The following is a 21,331-nucleotide window of genomic DNA, read 5'->3' as shown; positions in this document are numbered from 1 at the left end:
TTTGTTTCCTCTTGCCCTCAATGCCATAAGGTTGCAGCTACTGTGGGAATCATAAGAGATTGAGCATGACTGAAGACACCCCATCTCATCCCATCAAGGCCATCCCAAAAGGCCATAAGGTTATCGAGGGATATCTGCGTCAGATTGATGGATCGCCGGGTGTGTACCGGATGCTCGATGCTGAGCATAACGTGCTTTATGTTGGCAAAGCGCGGCACTTGAAAAATCGTGTTTCGAACTATGCGCGCCCCCATGGTCACAGCGGGCGCATCGCGCGGATGATCTCTGAAACAAGTCAGATGATGTTTCTGACCACGCGTACTGAAACCGAAGCTCTGCTGCTTGAGCAAAACCTGATCAAACAGTTGAAGCCGCGCTACAATGTGCTGTTGCGTGATGACAAAAGCTTTCCGAATATCATGGTGACCAAAGATCACGAGTTTCCACAGATTTCTAAACATCGTGGAAAAAAATCACGCAAGGCCGCGTATTACGGTCCCTTCGCGTCGGCGGGAGCAGTGAACCGAACGCTACACCAGCTTGAGCGGGTGTTCTTGCTGCGCAATTGTTCCAATGCAGAATTTGAAGGGCGCACGCGGCCTTGTCTGCAATACCAAATCAAACGCTGTACTGCGCCTTGTGTCGGCAAGATATCGAAAGAGGATTATCTTGAGATGGTGTCGGATGCGGAAAAGTTTTTGCAAGGCAAAGACAAAGGCATGCAGCAACGTCTGGCGGCGCAGATGCAAGTGGCTTCTGACAATATGGAATTCGAGCGCGCAGCTGCTTTACGCGACCGCATCAAGGCCATGACCCAAGTACAAACTGCACAGGGCATCAATCCGCGTACCGTGACTGAGGCGGATGTGATCGGTTTGCATATGGATGGCGGGCAGGCCTGCGTTCAAGTATTTTTTATTCGCGCCAATCAAAACTGGGGCAACCAAGATTTCTACCCGCGTATCGCAGCTGACAATAATGCAAGCGAGGTTTTGACCGCCTTTTTGGGGCAGTTCTATGACCAAAAAGAACCGCCAAAACAACTGATCCTGTCGCATGACATCGAAGACCGCGAATTGCTGCAAGAAGCGTTTACGGATAAGTTGGGTCAAAAGGTTGAAATCATCGTACCACAGCGGGGTGAAAAGGCTGATCTTGTCAGCTTTGCCCTGCGCAATGCGCGCGAAAGCCTTGGGCGCAAAGTGTCCGAAAGTGCGGCGCAGGCCCGTTTGCTAAAAGGGGTCGCCGAAGCTTTCGATCTGCCGCAGGTGCCCACGCGTATCGAAGCCTATGACAACTCGCATATCCAAGGCGCACACGCCGTTGGGGCAATGGTTGTCGCGGGACCAGACGGGTTCATCAAATCACAATACCGCAAGTTCAACATCAAAGACGATGCGCTCACCCCCGGTGATGACTTTGGCATGATGAAAGAGGTGCTGACGCGCCGATTCCAGCGCTTGCTCAAAGACGACCCTGAGCGCAAAGGCGACACATGGCCCAGCCTGCTGTTGATTGATGGCGGCGCGGGGCAGGTGTCTGCTGTGCAAGAAATCATGGATGAGTTGGGTGTGGCTGATATTGCGATGGTCGGTGTGGCCAAGGGCGAGTTTCGCGATCATGGTAAAGAAGAATTCTACCGCACGGGCAAGCGCCCTATCGCGTTGCAGCGCAACGATCCGGTGTTGTATTTTATCCAACGTATCCGCGATGAAGTACACAGGTTTGCAATCGGCACCCACCGCGCCAAACGGTCAAAGGCGCTTATTGCCAATCCGCTGGATGGGGTGCCTGGCGTGGGCGCGACCCGAAAACGGGCGCTGCTGGCGCATTTTGGGTCTGCAAAAGCTGTGGCGAATGCCAATTTGGTCGATCTGACTGCAGTTGAGGGAATTTCGAGTAAGGTGGCCCAAACCATTTATGACTTCTTCCATGAAGGCGATTGAACAGGTAAAGGTAGTCTTATGACATGGAACATCCCTAATATTCTCACCGTCTTCAGGCTGCTTTGCGCGCCTGCCGTCGCGATCGCCTTTATTTTTTTGCCGCACCCTTTTTCAGATTGGGTGGCTTTGATCCTGTTTGCTGGCGCATCCATCACCGATTGGTTTGATGGCTATCTGGCGCGCAAGTGGAACCAAATGAGCAAGTTCGGCACCATGCTGGACCCTATCGCAGACAAGGCTATGGTGATCACAGCGATTGCAGTTTTGGCGATGAACTTTGGCCCTAATCCCTTAATTATTCTGCCTGCCGCTTTCATTTTGTTGCGCGAGACATTCGTATCTGGATTGCGCGAATTTTTGGGTGAAACGGCGGGGTTGTTGAAAGTGACAAAATTAGCCAAATGGAAAACCACAGCCCAGATGGTCGCCATTGCGGTGCTGTTTTCTTTTGGGGTGTTTTCGCATTACCTTGGCATGGGCTCATTCGGTATGGATGGCGCGACAGTTGATGCCATTATGGCCGGCGAGTTGTCTGACGAAACAGGATTACGTTTCAGTTATTATGGAACGATTTTGTCCTACAACGGCGGGATCATTTTGCTGTGGATCGCAGCATGTTTGACGGTGATCACGGGAGTCGATTATTTACGCAAAGCCATGCCATTTTTATCTGAGGATGCGTGATGATCGACGTTGTCTATTTCGCATGGGTGCGTGAACGCATCGGCTTACCGTCTGAGCAAATCGAGACGACGGCTGAAACTGTGATGGACCTTGTGACGGAACTCAAAGCCCGTGAAGAGCGTTATGATCTTGCTTTCGCGGATTTGGAGTCTTTACGCGTGGCGGTGGATCAAGAACTCGTAGACTTTGATGCGCCTTTGGCAGGCGTGCGCGAGGTCGCATTTTTCCCACCAATGACAGGTGGGTAGGCGATGAAAATCCGTGTTCAATCTGATGATTTCGATCTCGCGGCAGAACTGGCGGGATTTGGGCAAGCGGCCAACACAGGCGCCACGGTGACGTTCACGGGGCTTGTGCGCGATGATACGGGTGTATTGGACCACCTTGAGATCGAACATTACCCCGGCATGTGCGAACGCGCGATTTCTAAAATTGCCGAAGACGCCGCCGAACGCTGGTCGCTCACCGATTGCTTGGTGATCCACCGCTATGGAAAGCTGCATGTCGGCGAACAAATCATGATGGTGGCTACAGCGGGCCGGCATCGGGTCGAGGCCTTTGAAGCCGCCGAATATCTTATGGATTACCTAAAATCCCGTGCGCCTTTTTGGAAAAAAGAAATCAGCCGAGACGGGACTGTGGCGCAATGGGTGTCTGCAAAAGACAGTGACGAAGATGCTTTGACGCGTTGGTAAGCCATAACCGCAATCTGACGACGCTGTTATGCTTTCCATGAGACATTCTGTTCTATTCGGCGGCCTTGCGATCAATGTAGGCGCGCAGCTCTTCTGCCTCGTGGCGTGCTTCGCGCAAGCCTTCCATAGCCGCGCGTAGCTCTGCTTCGGTCTGCGTTTGCTGATTGCTCATCTCGGCCTCGCGTTGCTGATAATAGGTTACAGCTTGGTCGCGTTGTTCTTCGGCTTCATGTAATTGCTGCGCCATTGTGTCGAGGTCAGACATGTCGGCGTCACCCACACGCACAAAGCGATGGATCACCCAATGCGTAAACCAACCCATCAAAAAGGCGATGAAAAGAACGATCGCCGTTGCGATGATAAGCTCAATTCTATTCATTGTTTTCCTCGTTTGTCTCTGGTGCGGCGCTGGTGTCCGGTGATGTGGTTTCGTCGTTTGAGGTCTCAGGAACCTCAATCAGTTTAAAGGCAATCCGGCGGTTGGCGTCGCGGCCCTCGGCTGTTTCATTGTCAGCGATCGGTTCGATTTCGCCGTAGCCTTTGGCCGTGAATTTGACCCCCGTGACACGGCGCGCGAGCAGGGCGTCTAGTACAGAATTGGCACGGGCTTGGCTGAGTTGCTGGTTCATGTCTTCGCCACCTTGGCTGTCAGTGTGACCGCCAATTTCCATTTGCATATCTTCGCATTCATCCAGTGCCTTTGCGATACGGTCAAGCGTGTCATTGGCACTGTCATCAACATCTGTAGACCCCGGCGCGAATTCGATCTTACCACTTGAGATGGCTTGGTTGGCTGCATCAACACATTTTTGCGGTGTTGGCAGGTTGAGAATGGGGTCCAGTTTTCGAACGTAATTCACAGTGATGTCATAGGTCTGTGAATCCCCCAAGCGGGACGCCAAAAGACCTGTGATTTCAGCTTTGGCTGTGGGATCACCTGTTTCACCGCGCACAGAAATGAGGTCTTCAGTGACGGTGACAGAGCCTTGGTTGAGGTGGCTGAGCGCATCGATAGAGGCCATAACGCGGGTGGCCCAGTTGCGTGGCAGGTTGTCGTCAACGCGCATCGCGGAATAGACCGCTTGTGACCCGAATGTTGCGCTGGCCAAAGCCTCGGTTGCGATGCGATTGCGCTCGGTCGTGATACGTCCACGCAATTGCACTTGTCCTTCTGGGGAGCGCAGCACGACGAATTCTGGCTGTTCGTCACTGGCCTCATTGTTCGCACTTGGCGGCACGCTGGCATGCAGCGAAAATGTATCAGGAAAAGTCGCTTCCAAGTCACCAGCAACACGGTCAAGCATTGAGGTGCTGGTCCCTTCGGGCGCGATCAACGACACATCAGCGTCGGAAAATGTGATAGAGCCGCCGCCAAGTTGTTCAACCGCACGCATGCCAGATTCAACTGCGCTGGCCCATGCGGTGGTCGGCGCGCCTAAGCCCACAACACAAGTTGGATTTTCAACACCCAATGCCTTGGCTGCCGCAAGCAAGCGGGCGTGGCCTTGAGGGGTTTCAGCCGTACAGGCGTCAAAGCGAGCGCCATCTTCATCGATCAAGAAGCGGGCTGTAAACGGCGTGATCACTGGCCGTGGGGATGAAATGTTGATCAATGCCTCTACGTCTTTGGGGGCGCTCGCGTTCAAGGATCGCTCAAGTCTTGCTTGTTGTTCTTTGCTGTCTGCCAAAGCTGTGATGTCGATACGGTCTGCGGACAACGAAATCTTGGACCGCTGCAATTGTTTAATCGCCGTGACGCCATATTGCATGACAGCATCCCAATCTTCGGGCACGGTGTAGTCGGCATGTTCCAATAAATCTGCGACAGAACCGGTGCCGCCAGCCTTTTTCAGCGTCTCTATAAATTCTTCGCGATCCCAAGCCGTTGGAACCAAACCAATCAAGGAAATGCCTTGATCATTTCGTAAGATTTCAATGGAAAAGCGGGGAGCAGGTGTCGCGTCCTGCTCTGCAATGGTCATCACATTCATGATGCGCGCTGCATCGACCACATGACCTGCGACGCGCTGGGCGGCAAGTTGTGCCGCTTCATTTGGTGCATCGCCTGTTAAAATGACCTGCAAGCCATCTGCATCAACGTCAACCCATTCAAAGCCTTCAAGCTCAAGTTGAGTGGCCACAGCTTTCTGCGATGTGCGTTGAATCGCATTCGCACCAATGGCCGCTGCCCCGACGGACAAGAGGGCGGCGCCACTGAAGGCGCCAAGGATGGGAAGTATTGAGGATAGGCGCATGGGCTGCTGTCCGGTTTTATCGCAATTGGTGAATGTCTTAGGATGTCTGAGCCTGAGCTGCAATCACAGGAAGACAGACATGGCAAGAAACAGCGCAGCCAATAGTCCCGTGTCGCGGTTCGAACGAAATAACATCATGCATTTTTCTGGGTCGTCAATGTCAAGTCTGCTCAATTGCCACGTCATATGCCACCCCATAGCCCAAGCGCCACCGATCGCAACGAGTACAGACAAAATCGATCCATCGATCAGCGCCTCAATCACCGCACCAGCAAACAACACAACGGACATAATAATGAAACGTTTGAGCCAAACAGCCGTGTTATCGCCAAAAAGCCGCGCGGTGGATTTGATGCCAATCAGGGCGTCATCCTCTTTGTCTTGATGTGCATAGATTGTGTCGTAAAACAGCGTCCAAGCGATACCAGATAGATATAAGAACACAGGCGCAGCCGTTAATTCGCCTGCGACGGCGGCGTATGCCAGCAAAGCGCCCCAGTTGAAGGCGACACCTAAAAACACCTGCGGCCACCATGTAAAGCGTTTGGCGAAAGGGTAGATCGCAACAGGGATCAAAGAAACAATCCCCAATACAATCGCGAGTGTACCAAAGCTCAACAGAATACCTAAGGACAGCAGGCATTGCAGTGCCATCCAAACGGTGGCTTGTTTCGTTGTGACTTGCCCAGATGGAATGGGGCGGCTTTTGGTCCGCGCGACTGCGGCGTCTAAATCGCGGTCTGTGATATCGTTCCATGTGCACCCAGCGCCGCGCATCAGCCAAGCACCAGCCGCGCAACCGACCAACACCCAAACCGTACGCAACGTTAGTTGGCCCGTGATAGACGCGGCCAAAAGAGCGCCCCACCAGCATGGTAGCAACAAAAGCCATGTGCCAATGGGGCGATCCGCGCGTGATAGGCGCAAATAGGGCCGTGTCCAAGCGGGGGCGCGGCTGTCAACCCAGTTGCCTTTGACGGCGTCTGCAACCTGCCCTGACATTTCTTCGTCTTGCGGGTCTGGTGCTTGGGCTTTGTCGGTCATATGTATTGTCCATGGTTCAAGCTAAAGTCAGACTCTTTGTAGATCACCCTTTGACCCAAGGGCAAACTGTTCCCCTCGATAAGGACCAGTCTAATTACCTTTTTGCGGTCATGCGGTTGCAAATCGGCGCATTTGTCGCGCTGTTCAATGGCGTGGATGGTGAATATCAGGCCGAGGTCACGATCGCGAACAAACGCGGCGGGGCTTTGATCTGTCATGCGCAAAGCAAACCTTTGCAATTGCCCCCTGATCTGTGGCTGATTTTCGCCCCGATCAAAAAGGTGCGTACGGATTTCATCGTTGAAAAAGCCGCTGAAATGGGCGCGGCCAAGATCGTGCCCGTCAGCACAAATTTCACCAATTCGGAACGCATCCGCCAAGACCGCTTGCAAGCCCATGCGTTGGAAGCCGCAGAGCAATGCGGCGGCACTTATGTGCCTGAGGTCACCGATTTACAAAAACTTGATCGTTTGCTGGCAGAGTGGGACGAGACGCGTCAGATCATGTTCTGTGATGAGGCGCTAGTGGGTGCGGCCGAGGTCTTGGGGGCTGTTCAAGGCGACAAATGGGCGATTCTGATTGGACCAGAAGGCGGGTTTTCAGAATCGGAGCGGCAAAAATTACATGCCTTGCCCTATGCGCATCCTGTGTCTTTGGGCCCACGCATTTTACGCGCTGACACTGCTGCGGTGGCGGCGATGACCGTCTGGCAACAACATTTGGGAGATTGGTCATGATCCGCCCCGAAGTAAGAGAACAGATCTGGGGACTGCGCGAAGTGATTGCCGCTTTGGGTTTGATGGTCTTAAGTCTGTGGTGGGCGATGTCGAGCTTTGGCTTCATGCGATGGCTTGGCTTTGGTGTTGCGCTTATTTGTATATTTCTGGCCTTTGCTGCGTTTCAACGCGCGCGTTTTGCCTCGCGCGGGCAGGGCGTTGGTGTTGTTGAAATTGACGAGGGCATCATCAGCTATTTGACCGCTTATACTGGCGGGCAGGTGGAAATCGAAATGCTCACCTCAGTGATTTTGATTCCCGCAGATAAAGGCATCGCGCATTGGCAATTGGAAGCCTCGGGGCAAATTCCGCTGACAATCCCACTGAATGCGGTGGATGCCGAAAAGTTGTTCGATGTGTTTGTGTCGCTTGATGGCATAGAAACCGAACGCATGTTGAGGCAAATCAAGGAAACGCCAAAATCGCCAGTGGTGATATGGCGAAAACGCACACTTGCTCTGCATTGACTTCGCGGGGCGGTTCGCACAACTGTAGACACCTTATTTAACTCCACCGGAGACCCGATATGTCCATTCCACAATCCGGCGGCGGCCTGATCGAAAGCTACGATGACTTGGTCAATTATTTTGCCGAAGGCTGTAAGCCCGAGCAAGATTGGAAGATCGGCACAGAGCATGAGAAATTCGGCTACTGTAAAGATACGCTCCAGCCCATTCCCTATGATGGTGACCGCTCGATCAAAGCGATCCTTGAAGGTCTGCAAGACAAGTATCAATGGAACCCTGTCTTTGAGGGCGAACATCTTATCGGTTTGACCAAAGAGGGGGCGAATGTGTCCTTGGAACCCGGTGGCCAGCTTGAACTCTCTGGCGCGCCTTTGGACAACATCCATCAAACTTGCGGCGAGGTGCATACGCACCTGCACGAGGTTCAAACTGTGGCCGATGAAATCGGTGCCAAATTTATCGGTCTGGGCGCTGCTCCGCATTGGACGCATGACGACATGCCACTGATGCCCAAGGGACGCTACAAGTTGATGGACGCCTATATGGGCACTGTTGGCACGGCGGGCACACAGATGATGCGCCGCACTTGTACTGTGCAAGTGAACCTCGATTTCGGCTCTGAAGCTGACATGGTGCAAAAATTCCGTGTGGCTTTGGCGCTGCAGCCTGTGGCCACGGCGCTTTTCGCCAATTCGCCCTTTTTTGAAGGCAAGCTGAACGGGCATAAATCGTGGCGTTCACGGATTTGGCGTCACTTGGATGACAGCCGCACCGGCATGTTGCCCTTTGTGTTCGAGGAGGGCATGAGTTTCGAGCGCTACGCCGATTTTGCTCTCGATGTGCCGATGTATTTTGTCTATCGCGATGGCAAATACATCAACGCGCTGGGCATGTCCTTCCGTGATTTCCTCAAAGGCGAACTGCCTGCCTTGCCCGGTGAAAAGCCAACGATGTCTGATTGGGCCGACCATCTGACCACGATCTTCCCTGAGGCGCGGATCAAGCAATATATGGAAATGCGCGGCGCCGATGGTGGCCCTTGGCGTCGTCTGTGCGCGCTGCCCGCTTATTGGGTCGGTATGATGTATGATCAATCCGCGCTGGATGCCTCATGGGATATCGCCAAGAACTGGACGCCTGAGTTCCGCGAAGAGTTGCGTGTTGCGGCCTCCGTCGATGGCCTGCAAGCGGAAGTGCAAGGCGTTAAAATGATGGATTTGGCACGCGAGACGATAGCGATTTCCGAAGCGGGTCTTGTGGCGCGTGCGCGCGAAGGGGCTGGTGGCTTGGTTGCCAACGAAACCCATTTTCTTAATGCTCTCAAAGACAGCTTGGATTCAGGCCAAGCGCCAGCCGATGAATTGATCGCCAAATTTGAGGGCGAATGGAACGGAGACGCGACCCGCGTTTTTGGTGAGTATTCTTATTAATCAACTGTGATGCAGTTACAAAAAAGCCCTGCACATCGTGCGGGGCTTTTGCGTGTTTGTCGAAGTGATTTATTTAGTCTTCAGAAACAAAATCGCTGACAGTCACGACAGCAGGACCAAAACGGTTCACATCCGTGCTGCCTTTTTTGATGAGCCAGATCAGCAAGATGATCCATCCGACAAGTGGGACAATCACTAAAAGTTGCCACCAACCTGACTTGTTCACATCGTGCAGACGACGCGCGGCCACGGCAATGGATGGAACAATCGTCGCAAGGCTAAAAATGTTGCCGAAGAGGCCCCAATCGCCCAAGCCAATGGCAAAGTCCACCACTTGCAAAATGATACTGGCGACGATGACGAATAGGGTCCACCACCAATATTCAGACCGACTCGCACGGCCAGAAAATGTCGCATATTTATTGAAGCAGGTTTTGACTGCAGTTTGAAAATCCATGAGTTCCTCGTTACTTTTGACCGATTTTTGTCTCGTTACCAGCGCGCATGCGCGCAATGTTTTCGCGGTGTTTATAGAATATCAAAGCTGACAATATACCCACCAAAATCGCGCCGTGCTGATGATAGAGCACTGCGGTGTACAGCGGAGCCAACAGCGCCGCGACCAGTGCCGACAGGCTTGAGTATCGAAAGATCACAGCCGTCACGAGCCAGGTCGCGCAAGCAGCCAACCCCACAGGGAATGACAGGGCCAAAAGTGTCCCCAAGAATGTCGCAACGCCTTTGCCGCCTTTGAATTTCAAAAAGACTGGGTAAAGGTGCCCAAGCATCGCAAAAAGTGCAGCTGTGCCAGCGCCTTCTTCGCCGATCAAAGCCCGTGCGAGCAACACGGCCGCAGCCCCTTTTCCGCTATCGCCCAAAAGCGTGAGAAATGCCGCCAACTTATTGCCCGTACGCAGAACGTTTGTCGCTCCGATGTTGCCCGACCCAATGGCGCGCAAATCTCCAAGCCCGAACACCTTGGCCATGACAATGCCAAAAGGGATCGACCCAAGTAAATAAGCCAAAACAGCAGTGAAAAGCAGCAAGAACATCGTCATGTGTTTATCCTAATTATGAAACGGAGTTAGGCGTTAAAAACGCGAGTGCCTGCCACCCATGTGCCTTTGATTTTGCCTTGCATCCGTGCGCCGTCAAATGGGGTGTTCTTGGATTTGGACTGCAATTTAAAGCGATCCAACACAAAAGGCGCATCGGGATCGAACAGCACCAAATCCGCAGGCGCCCCGATGGTCAAGCGCCCACACTCCAGACCAAGACGTTTGGCCGGGTTCAAAGACATCGCGCGGAACAGTTCCGGCAGCGTCAGTTGACCCGCGTGCACCAAACGCATGGCCGCAGGCAGCAGTGTTTCAAGCGCCACAGCGCCAGAAGCTGCTTCCTCAAACGGCAAGCGCTTGCTTTCTTCATCTTGCGGTGTGTGCATCGATGAAATGATATCAATCAGGCCCGAGGCCACAGCTTCGACCATCGCCAAACGGTCGTCTTCTGAACGCAGCGGTGGTTTCACTTTGAAAAACGTGCGGTAGTCGCCGACATCATATTCATTCAATGTTAGGTGATGGATCGATACGCCCGCAGTGATATCGAGCCCGTTGTTTTTGGCGCGTTCCAAAGCGGGCAGGGCGCGCGCGGTGGACAGTTGATCAAAGTGATATTTCACACCTGTCATTTCCACCAAAGCGATATCACGGTCTACGGCCATACGCTCGGCCATAGGCGACACGGCAGGCAGACCACGCAAAGATGCGAATTTACCAGATGTGGCGGCCGCGCCTTTGGTTAATGTCGGTTCTTGCGGATGGCCAATCACAAGGACACCTAGAGAGCGCGCATAGGTCATGCAGCGTTGCAGAACTTTGGTGTTTTCCACGACATGATCGCAATCGGAAAAGGCCACCACGCCTGCGTCTTTCATAAAGCCGATTTCGACCATCTCTTTGCCCGCGCGATCTTTGGTCAATGCAGACATATGTTTGACGTTCACAATCGCATCCGTGGCGGCGCGGCGTTCCACAAATTCCAGAACTTCTGGCGTATCAATCGCGCTCAGCGTGTCAGGGCGGGTCACCATAGTTGTGACACCGCCAGCGGCGGCTGCGCGGCCTGCAGAGGCAAAACTTTCTTTGTGGCGCTCGCCTGGTTCAGACACTTTCACTCCAAGATCGACGATCCCCGGGGCCAGACATTTGCCAGCGCAATCGACGATATCGCCCAAAAGGTCAGAGGGGGCTGTACCGGTTCCGATCGCTGCAATCGCGCCATGTTCGACATGCAGCCAGCCAAGCGTATCGGTGAGTGTTTCAGGATCGATGAGACGGGCGTTGATAAAGTTACTCATATGCGGCCTCTTATACAGAATCGGAATGTGCAGTCATGTGGGCAGATGCAGATCGATTGGTCGGGTGAGCGCTGTGTCATCATCCGGCAATCCACACGAACACGCCAACAAAGATAAACAAGAAAATCAAAACAAATGTCGCCACCATACCGCCGATACGGGCGTCTGATTTCGGCGCCTTGCCTTGGGGCAATTGGCCTTGGGCTGCGTTGCTGGTCAAAGGTTCATGCAAGGAATGTTCCATCACTTGGCTATAGCGCGCAACGAAGCTCAGCGGCGCTTGTGGCACAAAAGCGGTTTGTCCGTTTTCAACACCTTGGGAAAACACCAACAAGATATGGCCGGTCAATGCGTCCAACATTGTTGCGTCGCCGCCAATGTTCAGGCCATTGCCTTCGGTTAGGTAATTGGAAAACCCAAAGGCGCGCAGGGCCTCCAAATCGAGGACTTCGACAAAATCCTGATCGGGATAGGGCGTCACGCCTAGCGCGTCACCCAATGGCCAACTGTGATCCTCATTGCCGTTATCTGTTTCATGGGAAAACGCATCAATTTCACCGTCGGGCAGATCAATCGCGAAAATCCAAACCGAACGATGTGGGGCTGTTGTTATGTCGAGCGTGTCGCTCATGCCATTACGCCGTCTTGGTTGGCGGCTTTTTCTGCACGAAGGTTGCGCGCCAACAGGTCCATCGCAGCCATGCGCACGGCGACACCCATTTCGACCTGCTCTTGAATGACCGACCTGTTGATGTCGTCCGCAATGCTGCCGTCAATTTCGACGCCGCGATTCATAGGACCGGGGTGCATCACAATCGCATCGGGTTTGGCATGGGCCAGTTTTGCCGCGTCCAAACCATAACGGTGAAAGTATTCGCGCTCTGACGGGATAAATCCGCCATCCATGCGTTCTTTTTGCAAACGAAGCATCATCACGACATCGACGTCTTTCAGCCCCTCTTCCATGTCTTCATAGACCTCACAGCCCAGCTCGTTCATGCCAGTCGGAATCAAAGTCGGCGGACCAACAAGGCGCACACGGTTTTCCATTTTTCCCAGCAAGATCAAATTCGATCGGGCAACGCGGGAATGGGCAATATCACCACAAATCGCGATGGACAGGCGATGCAGGCGCCCTTTGGCGCGGCGAATGGTTAAGGCATCCAGCAAAGCTTGCGTCGGATGTTCGTGTTTTCCGTCCCCTGCGTTCAAGACTGCGCAATTGACCTTTTCAGCCAGCAAATCAACAGCGCCCGAATGAGGATGGCGCACGACCAATAGATCAGGGTGCATGGCGTTCAACGTCAGTGCGGTGTCGATCAGGGTTTCGCCCTTTTTGATCGATGACGCCTGCATCGACATGTTCATCACGTCCGCGCCCAATCGTTTGCCCGCCAATTCGAACGAGCTTTGGGTGCGGGTGGAATTTTCGAAAAACATGTTGATTTGGGTCATGCCCGTCAGAGCATCAGAATGTTTGTGGGCTTGACGGTTGAGGTCAACATAGCTGTCGGCCACATCCAAAATCGTGGTGATCTCGGTGGGGTGCAAGGGTTCTATGCCGAGAAGGTGTTTTTGCCGAAATGCCATGGTGCCCCCGTGAATGCTGTGCGGCGATAGAATGCCTCTGATCTGCTTATAGAAACTCAGGGCAGGTGCGGCAATGCTGCGTCGATGCTTTCTTGCGATTTACCTTCGTGCAAAGGACGCGTAGCTTACGGGCATGGAGACTCAGATCGATTATTGGGATGCGCATGCTCTGTTAGAGTGGCAAGTCGAGCTTGGCGTGAGCGAAGCCATCGGCGAAACTCCTGTGAATCGTTATGAATCGCCACAAACGATGCCCAAACCTGCTGCTGCCGTGGATGCGAAAGCGCCCCCTCCGCCGGTTAAGACCCCAGAGGTTGATTCTGTTGATGAAGCGCAAAAAGCTGTCAGCGGTGTCACCTCGATAGATGATTTGAAATCGGCCCTGATGGGCTTTGAGTTGTGCGACCTGCGGCGCGGTGCGCGTAACCTTGTGTTCCAAGATGGATTTGTTGGCGCGCGACTTATGGTTGTCGGGGATACTCCCAGTCGTGAAGACGACATTGAGGGCAAACCTTTTACGGGGCCTGTTGGCGCGCTGTTTGACAAAATGTTTGCCGCTATTGATCTGGATCGCGCGGCCGAGGATGCTAACAAGGGTCTGTATATTACGACTGCGTTGCCATGGCGGCCGCCTGAAAACCGCGACCCAAGTCCCACAGAGATTGCGATGCTCAAGCCGTTTCTGCTCAAGCATATTGAATTGGCCAAACCTGACGTGATTGTGCTGATGGGCAATGCCGCCTGTATGACCGTTTTAGGGCGCGCAGGGATCACCCGATTACGGGGCAATTGGCAGACTGTGTTGGGCAAGCCCGTTTTACCGATGATGTCGCCGCGTGACCTGCTACGCACCCCCATTGCCAAGCGCGAGGCCTGGGCGGACCTTTTGGATCTGCGTGCCAAGCTTGCGAACCTCACCTGAAATTTTATCACAAGCGAGAACACGCATGTCCACACTTGATACTTCGTTGGAATTCATCCCAGTGCGCATCGCTGTTTTGACCGTCTCTGACACGCGCGGGTTTGATGACGACAAATCAGGTGCGACTTTGGTTAAGATGATCGAAGCGGCGGGACATGCCATAGCGGATCGTGCCATCATCACAGATGATCGCCCTCTCATTCGCGACCAACTGACGACATGGATCGAGCGTGCTGATGTTGATGTTGTGATCTCAACGGGCGGCACGGGGCTGACAGGTCGTGATGTGACTGTTGAGGCGCACCGTGATGTGTATGAGAAAGAAATCGACGCTTTCGGGACTGTGTTCACGGTCGTGTCGATGCAGAAAATTGGTACCTCTGCTGTGCAAAGTCGTGCGACGGGAGGTGTTGCCAAGGGGACGTATTTGTTTGCTTTGCCCGGATCAACAGGGGCTTGCAAGGATGCGTGGAACGAGATTTTAAAGCTTCAGCTTGATTACCGCCACAAGCCCTGTAACTTCGTGCAAATTCTTCCGCGGCTTGATGAGCATATGCGTCGTAAATAGATCACGGCAAAATGATTTTGGTTTTATTGGAAATCAACCACAGACTGTTTGACGCTCTGCCTCGAATGATGACTGTGGAATGTACGCCTGCGCGTGCTAATTCTATATAAGACGACAATATGTAAGGCTGCCTCATGAAATTCCTTCGCCGCTCTTTGTTTGGATTGTTCCTTATTTCTGTATGCGCGGCGCTGGTATTTGGGGCGGGGTATAATATGTATGCATCGATCCGAGAAAAAGCAGCGCAAGAGGGCTTTCGTCCGCCTGCTAGAGAACGGCAGTTTTCTGTGAATGCGGTGCGGGTCAAGCCAACTCAAATCGCGCCGGTTTTGTCGACATTCGGCGAAGTGCTTGCGCGCAGAACGTTAGAATTACGCGCGCCTCAGGGCGGTGAAGTTATCGAACTGGCTGAGACCTTCCAAGAGGGCGGGGCAGTCAAAGCTGGCGATGTGTTGCTGCGTGTCGATCCCACAGATGCGGAATCGAATTTGCGTGTGGCCCAAGCCGATTTTCAAGAAGCCGAAGCTGAGTTGAACGATGCCGAACGTGGACTTGATATCGCCGAAGATGATTTGGCAGCGGCCCAAGGACAGTTGGACCTGCGCGTGACAGCGCTCGCGCGACAACGCAATCTGGCGGATCGTGGCGTCGGCACTGAGTCCTCAGTCGAAACGGCTGCCTTGTCTGAGGCTGCCGCACGCCAGTCGGTTTTGTCTAAACGTCAGTCTTTGGCAGCGGCTGTGGCGCGTGTCGATCAAAGTAAAAACGGCGTGTTGCGTGCTCAAATTAACGTGGCTGAAGCCGAACGCGCCTTAGAAAATACGCAAGTGATCGCCGCTTTTGATGGTACGCTGTCGGATGTTTCGGTCGCTCTTGGCGCGATCCTCAATGACAATGAACAAATCGGTACGTTGATTGATCCAAGCGATCTGGAAATCGCCTTTCGGGTCTCGACGCAGCAATACGCTAATCTCACATCGCAAAGCGGCTCACTGTCAAATTTGCCAATTGAGGCCTCTTTGAGCATGGCAGATCTGGAATTGACGGCCAAAGGCCGCATTTCGCGTGAAAGTGCAGTTGTGGGCTCGGGTCAGACGGGCCGCCAATTGTTCGCAAGTTTGGAAACGTCCTTGGGCTTGCGTCCCGGCGATTTTGTAACTGTGCGTATTGAAGAGCCAGTGTTGCGGGATGTCGCGCTGATCCCCTCGGCAGCGGTTGATGCCGCGAATACTGTTCTTGCGCTCACGCCTGATAGCCGTCTTGAAGTTCTATCCGCGCCGATTTTGCGTCGCCAAGGGGACAACGTGATTGTCGCTGCGCGTGCCATTGCAGGGCGTCAAATTGTGTCTGAACGCTCGCCTTTGCTTGGGGCAGGCATTCGGGTCAAGGTGATCGGAGCGGAGATGCCAGAGCGAGGCGACGCGAGCCCCGATGATGTAACGTCCACCGATACTCCAACAGACGACAGTGATACCGTTGCGTTGACGGATGATCGGCGCGCAAAACTGTTGGCCTTTGTGGAAAGCAACACAGGTATGCCGGCAGAGGTGCGCGACCGCATGGCCGAACAGTTGAAAGCGGATGAGGTGCCATTGGCGTTGGTCACGCGGCTTGAAAGCCGAATGGGGGGCTGATCATGTCACAGAATCAAAAGAGGTCTCAATCAGATCCGCTGACGTCTAAGGCATCGGGCATTCTGTCGTATTTCACACGACATGCGACGATTGCGAACCTACTGCTGGTACTGATGTTGGGCGCTGGCCTTGTGGCTTTGCCAAACATGCGCGCGCAGTTTTTCCCCGATGTGGTCGTTGATACTGTTTCGGTGTCCGTCAGCTGGAGCGGGGCTGGCGCAGAAGATGTTGATGCCGCTGTGGTGCAGGTTTTGGAGCCGACATTGTTGGCCGTCGAAGGTGTTACGGAAAGCTCAGCCACGTCTTCCGAGGGGCGCGGTTCTATTCGTTTGGAATTCGAACCAGGCTGGGACATTCAACGCGGCGCGGATGACATCAAAGCAGCAATCGATACGGTTTCCAATTTGCCAGAAGGGGCAGATGATCCAACCGTGCGTTGGGGCGGCTGGTCTGATCGTGTCACCGAAATCATTCTCACGGGGCCTGTTGGCACCGACCAATTGGCGCGTTTTGCGGACGAATTGGTCATCCGCCTGTTCAGTGAAGGTGTCACACGCACCTCGATCACCGGTGTTGCGGCACCTGAAACAATTGTCGAAGTCTCGACCATCAACCTTATTCAATACGATGTGTCGATGGCCGATATAGCGGCTGCCATCGGTGCAGAAGCCGACGCGAATCCTGCTGGCGATGTCGGTGGCGGCGCTGCCCGTGTGCGCGCGGGTGTCGCAAAACGATCTGCGCCCCAGATCGCGGGCATTGTATTGCGCACCAATGAGGACGGCTCAAAACTGACCATCGGCGATGTCGCTGAGATTCGCGTTGAGGGCATCGACAGGGATCGCGCCTTTTACGTCGGTGACAATGCGGCCGTGTCCGTGCAGGTCAACAGGTCCGATTTGGGCGATGCGATTGAAATTCAAGGTATCGTTCAAGATGTGACTGACACGATGGAACTGACACTGCCGCAGGGGGTAACGCTTGATCTGTTTCGCACCCGCGCCGAAGCAATTAAAGCGCGTTTGGATTTGTTGATCACCAACGGTTTGATGGGGCTTGGGCTTGTTGCTCTTTTGTTGTTTTTGTTTCTCAACGCCCGCACCGCTTTGATGGTCGCGGCGGGTATTCCTGTGGCGATGTTGTCTGCGATTGCGCTAATGTATGTGGCGGGGCTGACGTTCAATATGATTTCGCTTTTTGCTTTGATCATCACCTTGGGCATCGTTGTGGATGACGCCATCGTGGTGGGCGAGCATGCCGATTTTCGGGTGCGAAAGCTTGGCGAGGGGCCTGTCGAGGCTGCTGAAAATGCGGCCCGTCGCATGTTTGCGCCAGTGTTTTCATCGACGATCACCACCGTCATTGCCTTCTTTGGGTTGATGGCCATTTCGGGTCGCTTTGGAAATTTGATCGCTGATATCCCATTTACGGTCATTGTCGTTTTGATTGCGTCCTTGGTCGAATGTTTTTTAATTTTGCCAAACCACTTGAGCCATTCAATTGCCTCTACCGCCAAAGATCATTGGTATGACTGGCCATCACGTAAGGTTAACAAAGGCTTTCGGTTTGTGCGCGATGTGCTATTTCGTCCTCTGATGGTATGGGTGATCAAGCTGCGCTATCCGGTGGTGGCTGCGGCGTTGTTTTTGCTGACATGGCAGGTGTCGCTACTGGTTTCCGGCGAGGTGCCGTGGCGGTTTTTCAACTCACCTGAGCAAGCTGTGATTTCGGGGAACTTTGCTATGGCGCCCGGTGCCAAACGCGAGGACTCGATTGCTATGATGAAAGAATTGCAGCGCGCAGTCGAACAAACGGGCGAAGATTATGCCGACAAACACGGCACCAATCCGGTGGCTTATGTTGTGGCACAAATAGGAGCAGGCGCTGGCCGTGGCCTTGCGGGGACTGACACGAAAGAAAGCTATCAGCTGGGTGGCATTTCGATCGAACTTATTGACGCCGATCTGCGCCCGTATTCGTCACGCGCCTTTGTGACAGACCTGCAAGAGGCTGTGGTCAATCATCCCTTGGCGGAAACGGTGTCTTTCCGAGGCGGGCGTTTTGGCCCTGGTGGCGATGCGATCGATATTCAACTGTACGGTGCAGATTCGGCCACATTGAAAGCCGCAGCAGAGGCGTTGAAAACCAAACTGGCACAGTACCCAGAAGTCTCTGCGCTGGAAGATTCTTTATCGTATGACAAAGAAGAACTGATCTTGGAACTCACAGCGCAGGGTGAAGCGCTTGGGTTTAGCATTGAACCTTTGGGCAGGGTTCTGTCCAATCGTTTGGGTGGGATAGAAGCGGCCACATTTCCTGATGGCGCACGCACTGCAACGGTGACGGTGCAATTGCCAGACACTGAGTTGAAAGCGGACTTTTTGGACAAGACCCAGATGCGCACAGCCTCGGGTCAATATGTGCCGCTGTCGGATATCGTCTCTGTGACGCGCCAATCGGGGTTCTCAACTGTGCGTCGTGAAAATGGCTTGCGACTGGTGTCGGTCACTGGCGATCTAAGCGAAGATGATCCCGCCCGCGCCGTTGAAATCCAAACAGCGCTGACCGACGACATTCTGCCGCAAATTTCTGAAGACTTCGGCGTGACTGAGCGCGTCTCTGGCCTGTCGGAACAAGAAAACCGCTTTTTGTCCGATGCTATGTTCGGGTTTTCCGCGGCACTTTTGGGCATTTATTTAACGCTCGCTTGGATTTTTTCCAGTTGGACGCGGCCCGTTGTGGTGATGGCTGTAATCCCTTTCGGGCTAATTGGCGCGATTTATGGCCATGCTTATTGGGATGTGCCGCTGTCGATGTTTTCAGTCGTCGGTTTGATCGGGATGACGGGGATCATCATCAACGATTCTATCGTTTTGGTCACGACCATTGATGAATACGCCGAAGAACGCGGTATTTCCCCTGCCATCGTTGATGCCACCACGGACCGTTTGCGTCCTGTGATGTTGACGACGCTCACCACCGTTTTGGGCCTCGCGCCTTTGTTGTTTGAACGCTCGGCAGACGCGCAGTTCTTGAAGCCAACGGTGATCACCTTGGTCTACGGACTTGGGTTCGGCATGGTGATTGTGTTGCTGATGGTGCCCGCGATCTTATCAATGCAGGTCGATGTCGCGCGTTACATCGCAAGTCTGCGTCGCGGAGTGCAAAACCCGAAAGGGTTCGGGCGTGCCTCTGTTGTACTTGGTATTGCGATCGTTGGCGCCATCGCGTGGTTCGCGGCCACCCTTGGGCACGTCGCAGTGACAGGGGCTTTGCCACAGATTATGGGCGGCAGTGACAGTATGCTGTCAGCCATAGCTGTATTTCTGGCAGGGCTCACTGCGGGCTTGATAGTGATCTATGTGGTGTCCGCATGTGTTACTTTGATGCGTAACCGCGCTGTGACAATGAGTTAAGAGCCGGTGCAGCCCTGTGCCTCATAGGCTTTGCCGCCTGCACCGATGAGAGTGATGCGCAATTGCGAGCGATCCACGAAGAATGGTGCGGCCTCGGGCGGCACCATTTCGCTTTCAATCGTAACGGTGCGACCCTTACGCGTGTGCATTGATTCAGACACCCAAACACTTGGGTCCGGATGCTCAACCACTGCCATTTCCAAATCGCCTAAATGGGGCGCTTGAAGGGTGGTGGTGATTTTCATCCCGTCGTCAATTGTAGAAGCCGCACAGCGCACTCCCGATAAATATTTGGGCTGATTGTTCAAGGCCATTTCAATCTTGGATATATTGGTTGCCGCTGCATCCATATCAAACGTGCCTTGGAAACGGGCGGTGTAGGGCATACAGACGTCTTCGCAAACACCCATCATAACCTCACCATTTACGATGAGGGTGCCCGTGGCTGAGGTCGTAAATTCGATGGGCAAGATCAATTCGTTCTCATACCCTAGAAAACGCATCTCGTTTTGTTCGTAGATGTCTGGCACGGGCCAGTGAAAACGTGCGCCGTCGATATTTTGTGATCCAGACCAGTCAAATTGCGGAGGGATGCCCGCTGCACCGGGCGCTCGCCAATAGGTATGCCAGCCGGGGGCCAGCTTGACATGCATGGCGGCCATGTAGTGACCGTTGCTCATACCCCACCCCGGCAAAAGAGTCACTTCTGCCATTGTTCCAATAGGATCATCGGCCACGGCCGAAAGACCTGACAGACTTAGACCGGCGACAAATGAGAGTGCGAAAAGGCTGGGGGCGGATTTGAATTTCATGAGGATGATATAGCCTCGAAGGTGCTGACGGGAAACTCACATTTGAGAGAGATGCGCGTGGGGTGGTCAAATCGTCTCTTTTCCATCTTCATGCTCTTGCACTTGAGGTCTGGATCGGGTGAGTTGATCTTATGGCTCAAACAACATCTCACGATCTCACAGGCAAGCTTTTGATTGCCATGCCTGGACTACAAGACACTCGTTTTGAGGGGGGCTTGGTTTATTTGTGCGCACATTCTGATGAAGGTTCGATGGGGTTGATCATCAACAAAGTGTCGGCGCAAATTTCCGCCAAAGATGTTTTTGAACAACTGGAGATCACGCCTAGCGACACCATGGATGCTTTGGATGTTTGCTATGGTGGTCCCGTGGAAATGGCGCGTGGCTTTGTGTTGCACAGCACGGATTACACCGATGGTGACGCATCCTTGCCCGTTGATGATACGTTTTCCATGACCGCCTCGAAAGATATTCTGCGCGATATTGCACAGGGCAATGGCCCAATGCGGCGTCTGTTGTGCTTGGGCTATGCGGGTTGGTCGCCGGGGCAACTTGATGCGGAGATTGCGCAGAACTCTTGGCTGACCTGTGATGCGGACAGTCGAATCGTTTTTGATCTGAGTGGTGATCGAAAATGGGCGGCTGCTTTAGAAACCTTGGGGGTCAATGCCGCACTTTTATCTGCTGAATCTGGGCGCGCCTAAAACTCATGACGCAGCGTTCAGATTGGTCG

Annotated in this window: 21 protein-coding genes; 12 read left to right on the top strand and 9 right to left on the bottom strand. The window is 53.6% G+C overall.

Translation table 11 applies throughout. The features are described from left to right. Nucleotides 1-65: 65 nt before the first annotated feature. The 4 genes from uvrC to KO497_RS12130 are packed head-to-tail and all read left to right on the top strand — an operon-like array spanning nt 66 to nt 3,325. Complete coding sequence (gene uvrC / locus KO497_RS12145; RefSeq protein ID WP_215944240.1) at nt 66-1,946, top strand: excinuclease ABC subunit UvrC; 1,881 nt, start codon at nt 66-68, stop codon at nt 1,944-1,946. 18 nt (nt 1,947-1,964) lie between these two features. Beyond that, nucleotides 1,965-2,630, top strand: a complete 666-nt coding sequence (gene pgsA / locus KO497_RS12140; RefSeq protein WP_215944239.1) for a CDP-diacylglycerol--glycerol-3-phosphate 3-phosphatidyltransferase — start codon at nt 1,965-1,967, stop codon at nt 2,628-2,630. Then, nucleotides 2,630-2,878 carry a molybdopterin converting factor subunit 1 gene (gene moaD / locus KO497_RS12135; RefSeq protein ID WP_215944238.1) on the top strand — a complete coding sequence of 83 codons (249 nt, stop codon included), beginning with the start codon at nt 2,630-2,632 and terminating at the stop codon, nt 2,876-2,878. Before pgsA ends, moaD begins: the two co-directional genes overlap by 1 nt. A 3-nt stretch (nt 2,879-2,881) precedes the next feature. Beyond that, complete coding sequence (locus KO497_RS12130; RefSeq protein WP_215944237.1) at nt 2,882-3,325, top strand: molybdenum cofactor biosynthesis protein MoaE; 444 nt, start codon at nt 2,882-2,884, stop codon at nt 3,323-3,325. A gap of 52 nt (nt 3,326-3,377) precedes the next feature. Here the strand turns inward: KO497_RS12130 and KO497_RS12125 are convergent, their stop codons facing one another. From KO497_RS12125 to ubiA, 3 genes are all read right to left on the bottom strand, one after another. Then, nucleotides 3,378-3,704, bottom strand: a complete 327-nt coding sequence (locus tag KO497_RS12125; RefSeq protein ID WP_215944236.1) for a hypothetical protein — start codon at nt 3,702-3,704, stop codon at nt 3,378-3,380. Then, nucleotides 3,697-5,580 (bottom strand): OmpA family protein, encoded by a 1,884-nt coding sequence (locus KO497_RS12120; RefSeq protein ID WP_215944235.1) that lies wholly within the window; start codon nt 5,578-5,580, stop codon nt 3,697-3,699. Before KO497_RS12120 ends, KO497_RS12125 begins: the two co-directional genes overlap by 8 nt. A 63-nt stretch (nt 5,581-5,643) precedes the next feature. Then, nucleotides 5,644-6,624 carry a 4-hydroxybenzoate octaprenyltransferase gene (gene ubiA / locus KO497_RS12115; RefSeq protein WP_215944234.1) on the bottom strand — a complete coding sequence of 327 codons (981 nt, stop codon included), beginning with the start codon at nt 6,622-6,624 and terminating at the stop codon, nt 5,644-5,646. Nucleotides 6,625-6,635: 11 nt separating this feature from the next. Here ubiA and KO497_RS12110 point away from each other — a divergent pair, with 11 nt between their 5' ends. Genes KO497_RS12110 through KO497_RS12100 form a run of 3 tightly spaced genes read left to right on the top strand, consistent with a single transcriptional unit; the run spans nt 6,636 to nt 9,297 of the window. After that, nucleotides 6,636-7,361, top strand: a complete 726-nt coding sequence (locus KO497_RS12110; protein ID WP_215944233.1) for a 16S rRNA (uracil(1498)-N(3))-methyltransferase — start codon at nt 6,636-6,638, stop codon at nt 7,359-7,361. Beyond that, complete coding sequence (locus KO497_RS12105) at nt 7,358-7,867, top strand: hypothetical protein (protein ID WP_215944232.1); 510 nt, start codon at nt 7,358-7,360, stop codon at nt 7,865-7,867. The genes KO497_RS12110 and KO497_RS12105 overlap by 4 nt, the downstream gene beginning before the upstream one ends. Before the next feature lie 59 nt (nt 7,868-7,926). Further along, nucleotides 7,927-9,297, top strand: a complete 1,371-nt coding sequence (locus KO497_RS12100; protein WP_215944231.1) for a glutamate--cysteine ligase — start codon at nt 7,927-7,929, stop codon at nt 9,295-9,297. Nucleotides 9,298-9,370: 73 nt separating this feature from the next. Here the strand turns inward: KO497_RS12100 and KO497_RS12095 are convergent, their stop codons facing one another. The 5 genes from KO497_RS12095 to KO497_RS12075 form a co-directional block, all read right to left on the bottom strand. Then, nucleotides 9,371-9,754: a DUF805 domain-containing protein gene (locus KO497_RS12095; RefSeq protein ID WP_215944230.1), complete on the bottom strand. Its 384-nt coding sequence runs from the start codon at nt 9,752-9,754 to the stop codon at nt 9,371-9,373. Nucleotides 9,755-9,764: 10 nt separating this feature from the next. Then, nucleotides 9,765-10,355, bottom strand: a complete 591-nt coding sequence (gene plsY / locus KO497_RS12090; protein WP_215944229.1) for a glycerol-3-phosphate 1-O-acyltransferase PlsY — start codon at nt 10,353-10,355, stop codon at nt 9,765-9,767. A gap of 26 nt (nt 10,356-10,381) precedes the next feature. Continuing rightward, nucleotides 10,382-11,656, bottom strand: coding sequence for a dihydroorotase (gene pyrC / locus KO497_RS12085; protein WP_215944228.1), 1,275 nt, complete (start codon nt 11,654-11,656; stop codon nt 10,382-10,384). Between the two features lie 79 nt (nt 11,657-11,735). Continuing rightward, nucleotides 11,736-12,287, bottom strand: coding sequence for a hypothetical protein (locus KO497_RS12080; RefSeq protein WP_215944227.1), 552 nt, complete (start codon nt 12,285-12,287; stop codon nt 11,736-11,738). Continuing rightward, entirely contained in the window at nt 12,284-13,246 is a 963-nt protein-coding gene (locus tag KO497_RS12075; RefSeq protein WP_215944226.1) for an aspartate carbamoyltransferase catalytic subunit, read from the bottom strand. Before KO497_RS12075 ends, KO497_RS12080 begins: the two co-directional genes overlap by 4 nt. 133 nt (nt 13,247-13,379) lie before the next feature. Here KO497_RS12075 and KO497_RS12070 point away from each other — a divergent pair, with 133 nt between their 5' ends. From KO497_RS12070 to KO497_RS12055, 4 genes are all read left to right on the top strand, one after another. Then, on the top strand, nt 13,380-14,168 hold the full coding sequence (locus KO497_RS12070) for a uracil-DNA glycosylase (protein WP_215944225.1): 789 nt from the start codon (nt 13,380-13,382) through the stop codon (nt 14,166-14,168). A gap of 25 nt (nt 14,169-14,193) precedes the next feature. Then, nucleotides 14,194-14,736, top strand: coding sequence for a molybdenum cofactor biosynthesis protein B (moaB, locus tag KO497_RS12065; protein WP_215944224.1), 543 nt, complete (start codon nt 14,194-14,196; stop codon nt 14,734-14,736). A 134-nt stretch (nt 14,737-14,870) separates the two neighbouring features. Then, nucleotides 14,871-16,370 (top strand): efflux RND transporter periplasmic adaptor subunit, encoded by a 1,500-nt coding sequence (locus tag KO497_RS12060; RefSeq protein WP_215944223.1) that lies wholly within the window; start codon nt 14,871-14,873, stop codon nt 16,368-16,370. Nucleotides 16,371-16,372: 2 nt separating this feature from the next. Next, a complete protein-coding gene (locus tag KO497_RS12055; protein ID WP_215944222.1) occupies nt 16,373-19,786 on the top strand; it encodes an efflux RND transporter permease subunit in 3,414 nt (1,137 codons plus the stop codon). On the opposite strand, the gene KO497_RS12050 is transcribed toward KO497_RS12055, so the two are convergent. After that, on the bottom strand, nt 19,783-20,598 hold the full coding sequence (locus KO497_RS12050; RefSeq protein ID WP_215944221.1) for a protein-disulfide reductase DsbD domain-containing protein: 816 nt from the start codon (nt 20,596-20,598) through the stop codon (nt 19,783-19,785). The genes KO497_RS12055 and KO497_RS12050 overlap by 4 nt on opposite strands. A 131-nt stretch (nt 20,599-20,729) precedes the next feature. Between KO497_RS12050 and KO497_RS12045 the strand changes: the two genes are divergently transcribed. After that, nucleotides 20,730-21,302, top strand: coding sequence for a YqgE/AlgH family protein (locus KO497_RS12045; RefSeq protein ID WP_215944220.1), 573 nt, complete (start codon nt 20,730-20,732; stop codon nt 21,300-21,302). Nucleotides 21,303-21,331: the final 29 nt, after the last annotated feature.

This window comes from Pacificibacter marinus, assembly GCF_018860665.1.
Taxonomy (GTDB): domain Bacteria; phylum Pseudomonadota; class Alphaproteobacteria; order Rhodobacterales; family Rhodobacteraceae; genus Celeribacter; species Celeribacter marinus_A.
Note: the sequence above shows the minus strand (reverse complement) of the source record. Positions and strands in the feature narration are given on the sequence as shown.

What these genes read in the sequence shown, in the direction of transcription:
- KO497_RS12120 (WP_215944235.1), bottom strand. Translation starts at nt 5,580, where the DNA reads ATGCGCCTATCCTCAATACTTCCCATCCTTGGCGCCTTCAGTGGCGCC.
- KO497_RS12110 (WP_215944233.1), top strand. Translation starts at nt 6,636, where the DNA reads ATGGTTCAAGCTAAAGTCAGACTCTTTGTAGATCACCCTTTGACCCAA.
- KO497_RS12125 (WP_215944236.1), bottom strand. Translation starts at nt 3,704, where the DNA reads ATGAATAGAATTGAGCTTATCATCGCAACGGCGATCGTTCTTTTCATC.
- KO497_RS12050 (WP_215944221.1), bottom strand. Translation starts at nt 20,598, where the DNA reads ATGAAATTCAAATCCGCCCCCAGCCTTTTCGCACTCTCATTTGTCGCC.
- plsY (WP_215944229.1), bottom strand. Translation starts at nt 10,355, where the DNA reads ATGACGATGTTCTTGCTGCTTTTCACTGCTGTTTTGGCTTATTTACTT.
- KO497_RS12070 (WP_215944225.1), top strand. Translation starts at nt 13,380, where the DNA reads ATGGAGACTCAGATCGATTATTGGGATGCGCATGCTCTGTTAGAGTGG.
- ubiA (WP_215944234.1), bottom strand. Translation starts at nt 6,624, where the DNA reads ATGACCGACAAAGCCCAAGCACCAGACCCGCAAGACGAAGAAATGTCA.
- uvrC (WP_215944240.1), top strand. Translation starts at nt 66, where the DNA reads ATGACTGAAGACACCCCATCTCATCCCATCAAGGCCATCCCAAAAGGC.
- KO497_RS12060 (WP_215944223.1), top strand. Translation starts at nt 14,871, where the DNA reads ATGAAATTCCTTCGCCGCTCTTTGTTTGGATTGTTCCTTATTTCTGTA.
- moaD (WP_215944238.1), top strand. Translation starts at nt 2,630, where the DNA reads ATGATCGACGTTGTCTATTTCGCATGGGTGCGTGAACGCATCGGCTTA.
- KO497_RS12075 (WP_215944226.1), bottom strand. Translation starts at nt 13,246, where the DNA reads ATGGCATTTCGGCAAAAACACCTTCTCGGCATAGAACCCTTGCACCCC.
- KO497_RS12045 (WP_215944220.1), top strand. Translation starts at nt 20,730, where the DNA reads ATGGCTCAAACAACATCTCACGATCTCACAGGCAAGCTTTTGATTGCC.
- pgsA (WP_215944239.1), top strand. Translation starts at nt 1,965, where the DNA reads ATGACATGGAACATCCCTAATATTCTCACCGTCTTCAGGCTGCTTTGC.
- moaB (WP_215944224.1), top strand. Translation starts at nt 14,194, where the DNA reads ATGTCCACACTTGATACTTCGTTGGAATTCATCCCAGTGCGCATCGCT.
- KO497_RS12100 (WP_215944231.1), top strand. Translation starts at nt 7,927, where the DNA reads ATGTCCATTCCACAATCCGGCGGCGGCCTGATCGAAAGCTACGATGAC.
- KO497_RS12105 (WP_215944232.1), top strand. Translation starts at nt 7,358, where the DNA reads ATGATCCGCCCCGAAGTAAGAGAACAGATCTGGGGACTGCGCGAAGTG.
- KO497_RS12080 (WP_215944227.1), bottom strand. Translation starts at nt 12,287, where the DNA reads ATGAGCGACACGCTCGACATAACAACAGCCCCACATCGTTCGGTTTGG.
- KO497_RS12130 (WP_215944237.1), top strand. Translation starts at nt 2,882, where the DNA reads ATGAAAATCCGTGTTCAATCTGATGATTTCGATCTCGCGGCAGAACTG.
- KO497_RS12095 (WP_215944230.1), bottom strand. Translation starts at nt 9,754, where the DNA reads ATGGATTTTCAAACTGCAGTCAAAACCTGCTTCAATAAATATGCGACA.
- KO497_RS12055 (WP_215944222.1), top strand. Translation starts at nt 16,373, where the DNA reads ATGTCACAGAATCAAAAGAGGTCTCAATCAGATCCGCTGACGTCTAAG.
- pyrC (WP_215944228.1), bottom strand. Translation starts at nt 11,656, where the DNA reads ATGAGTAACTTTATCAACGCCCGTCTCATCGATCCTGAAACACTCACC.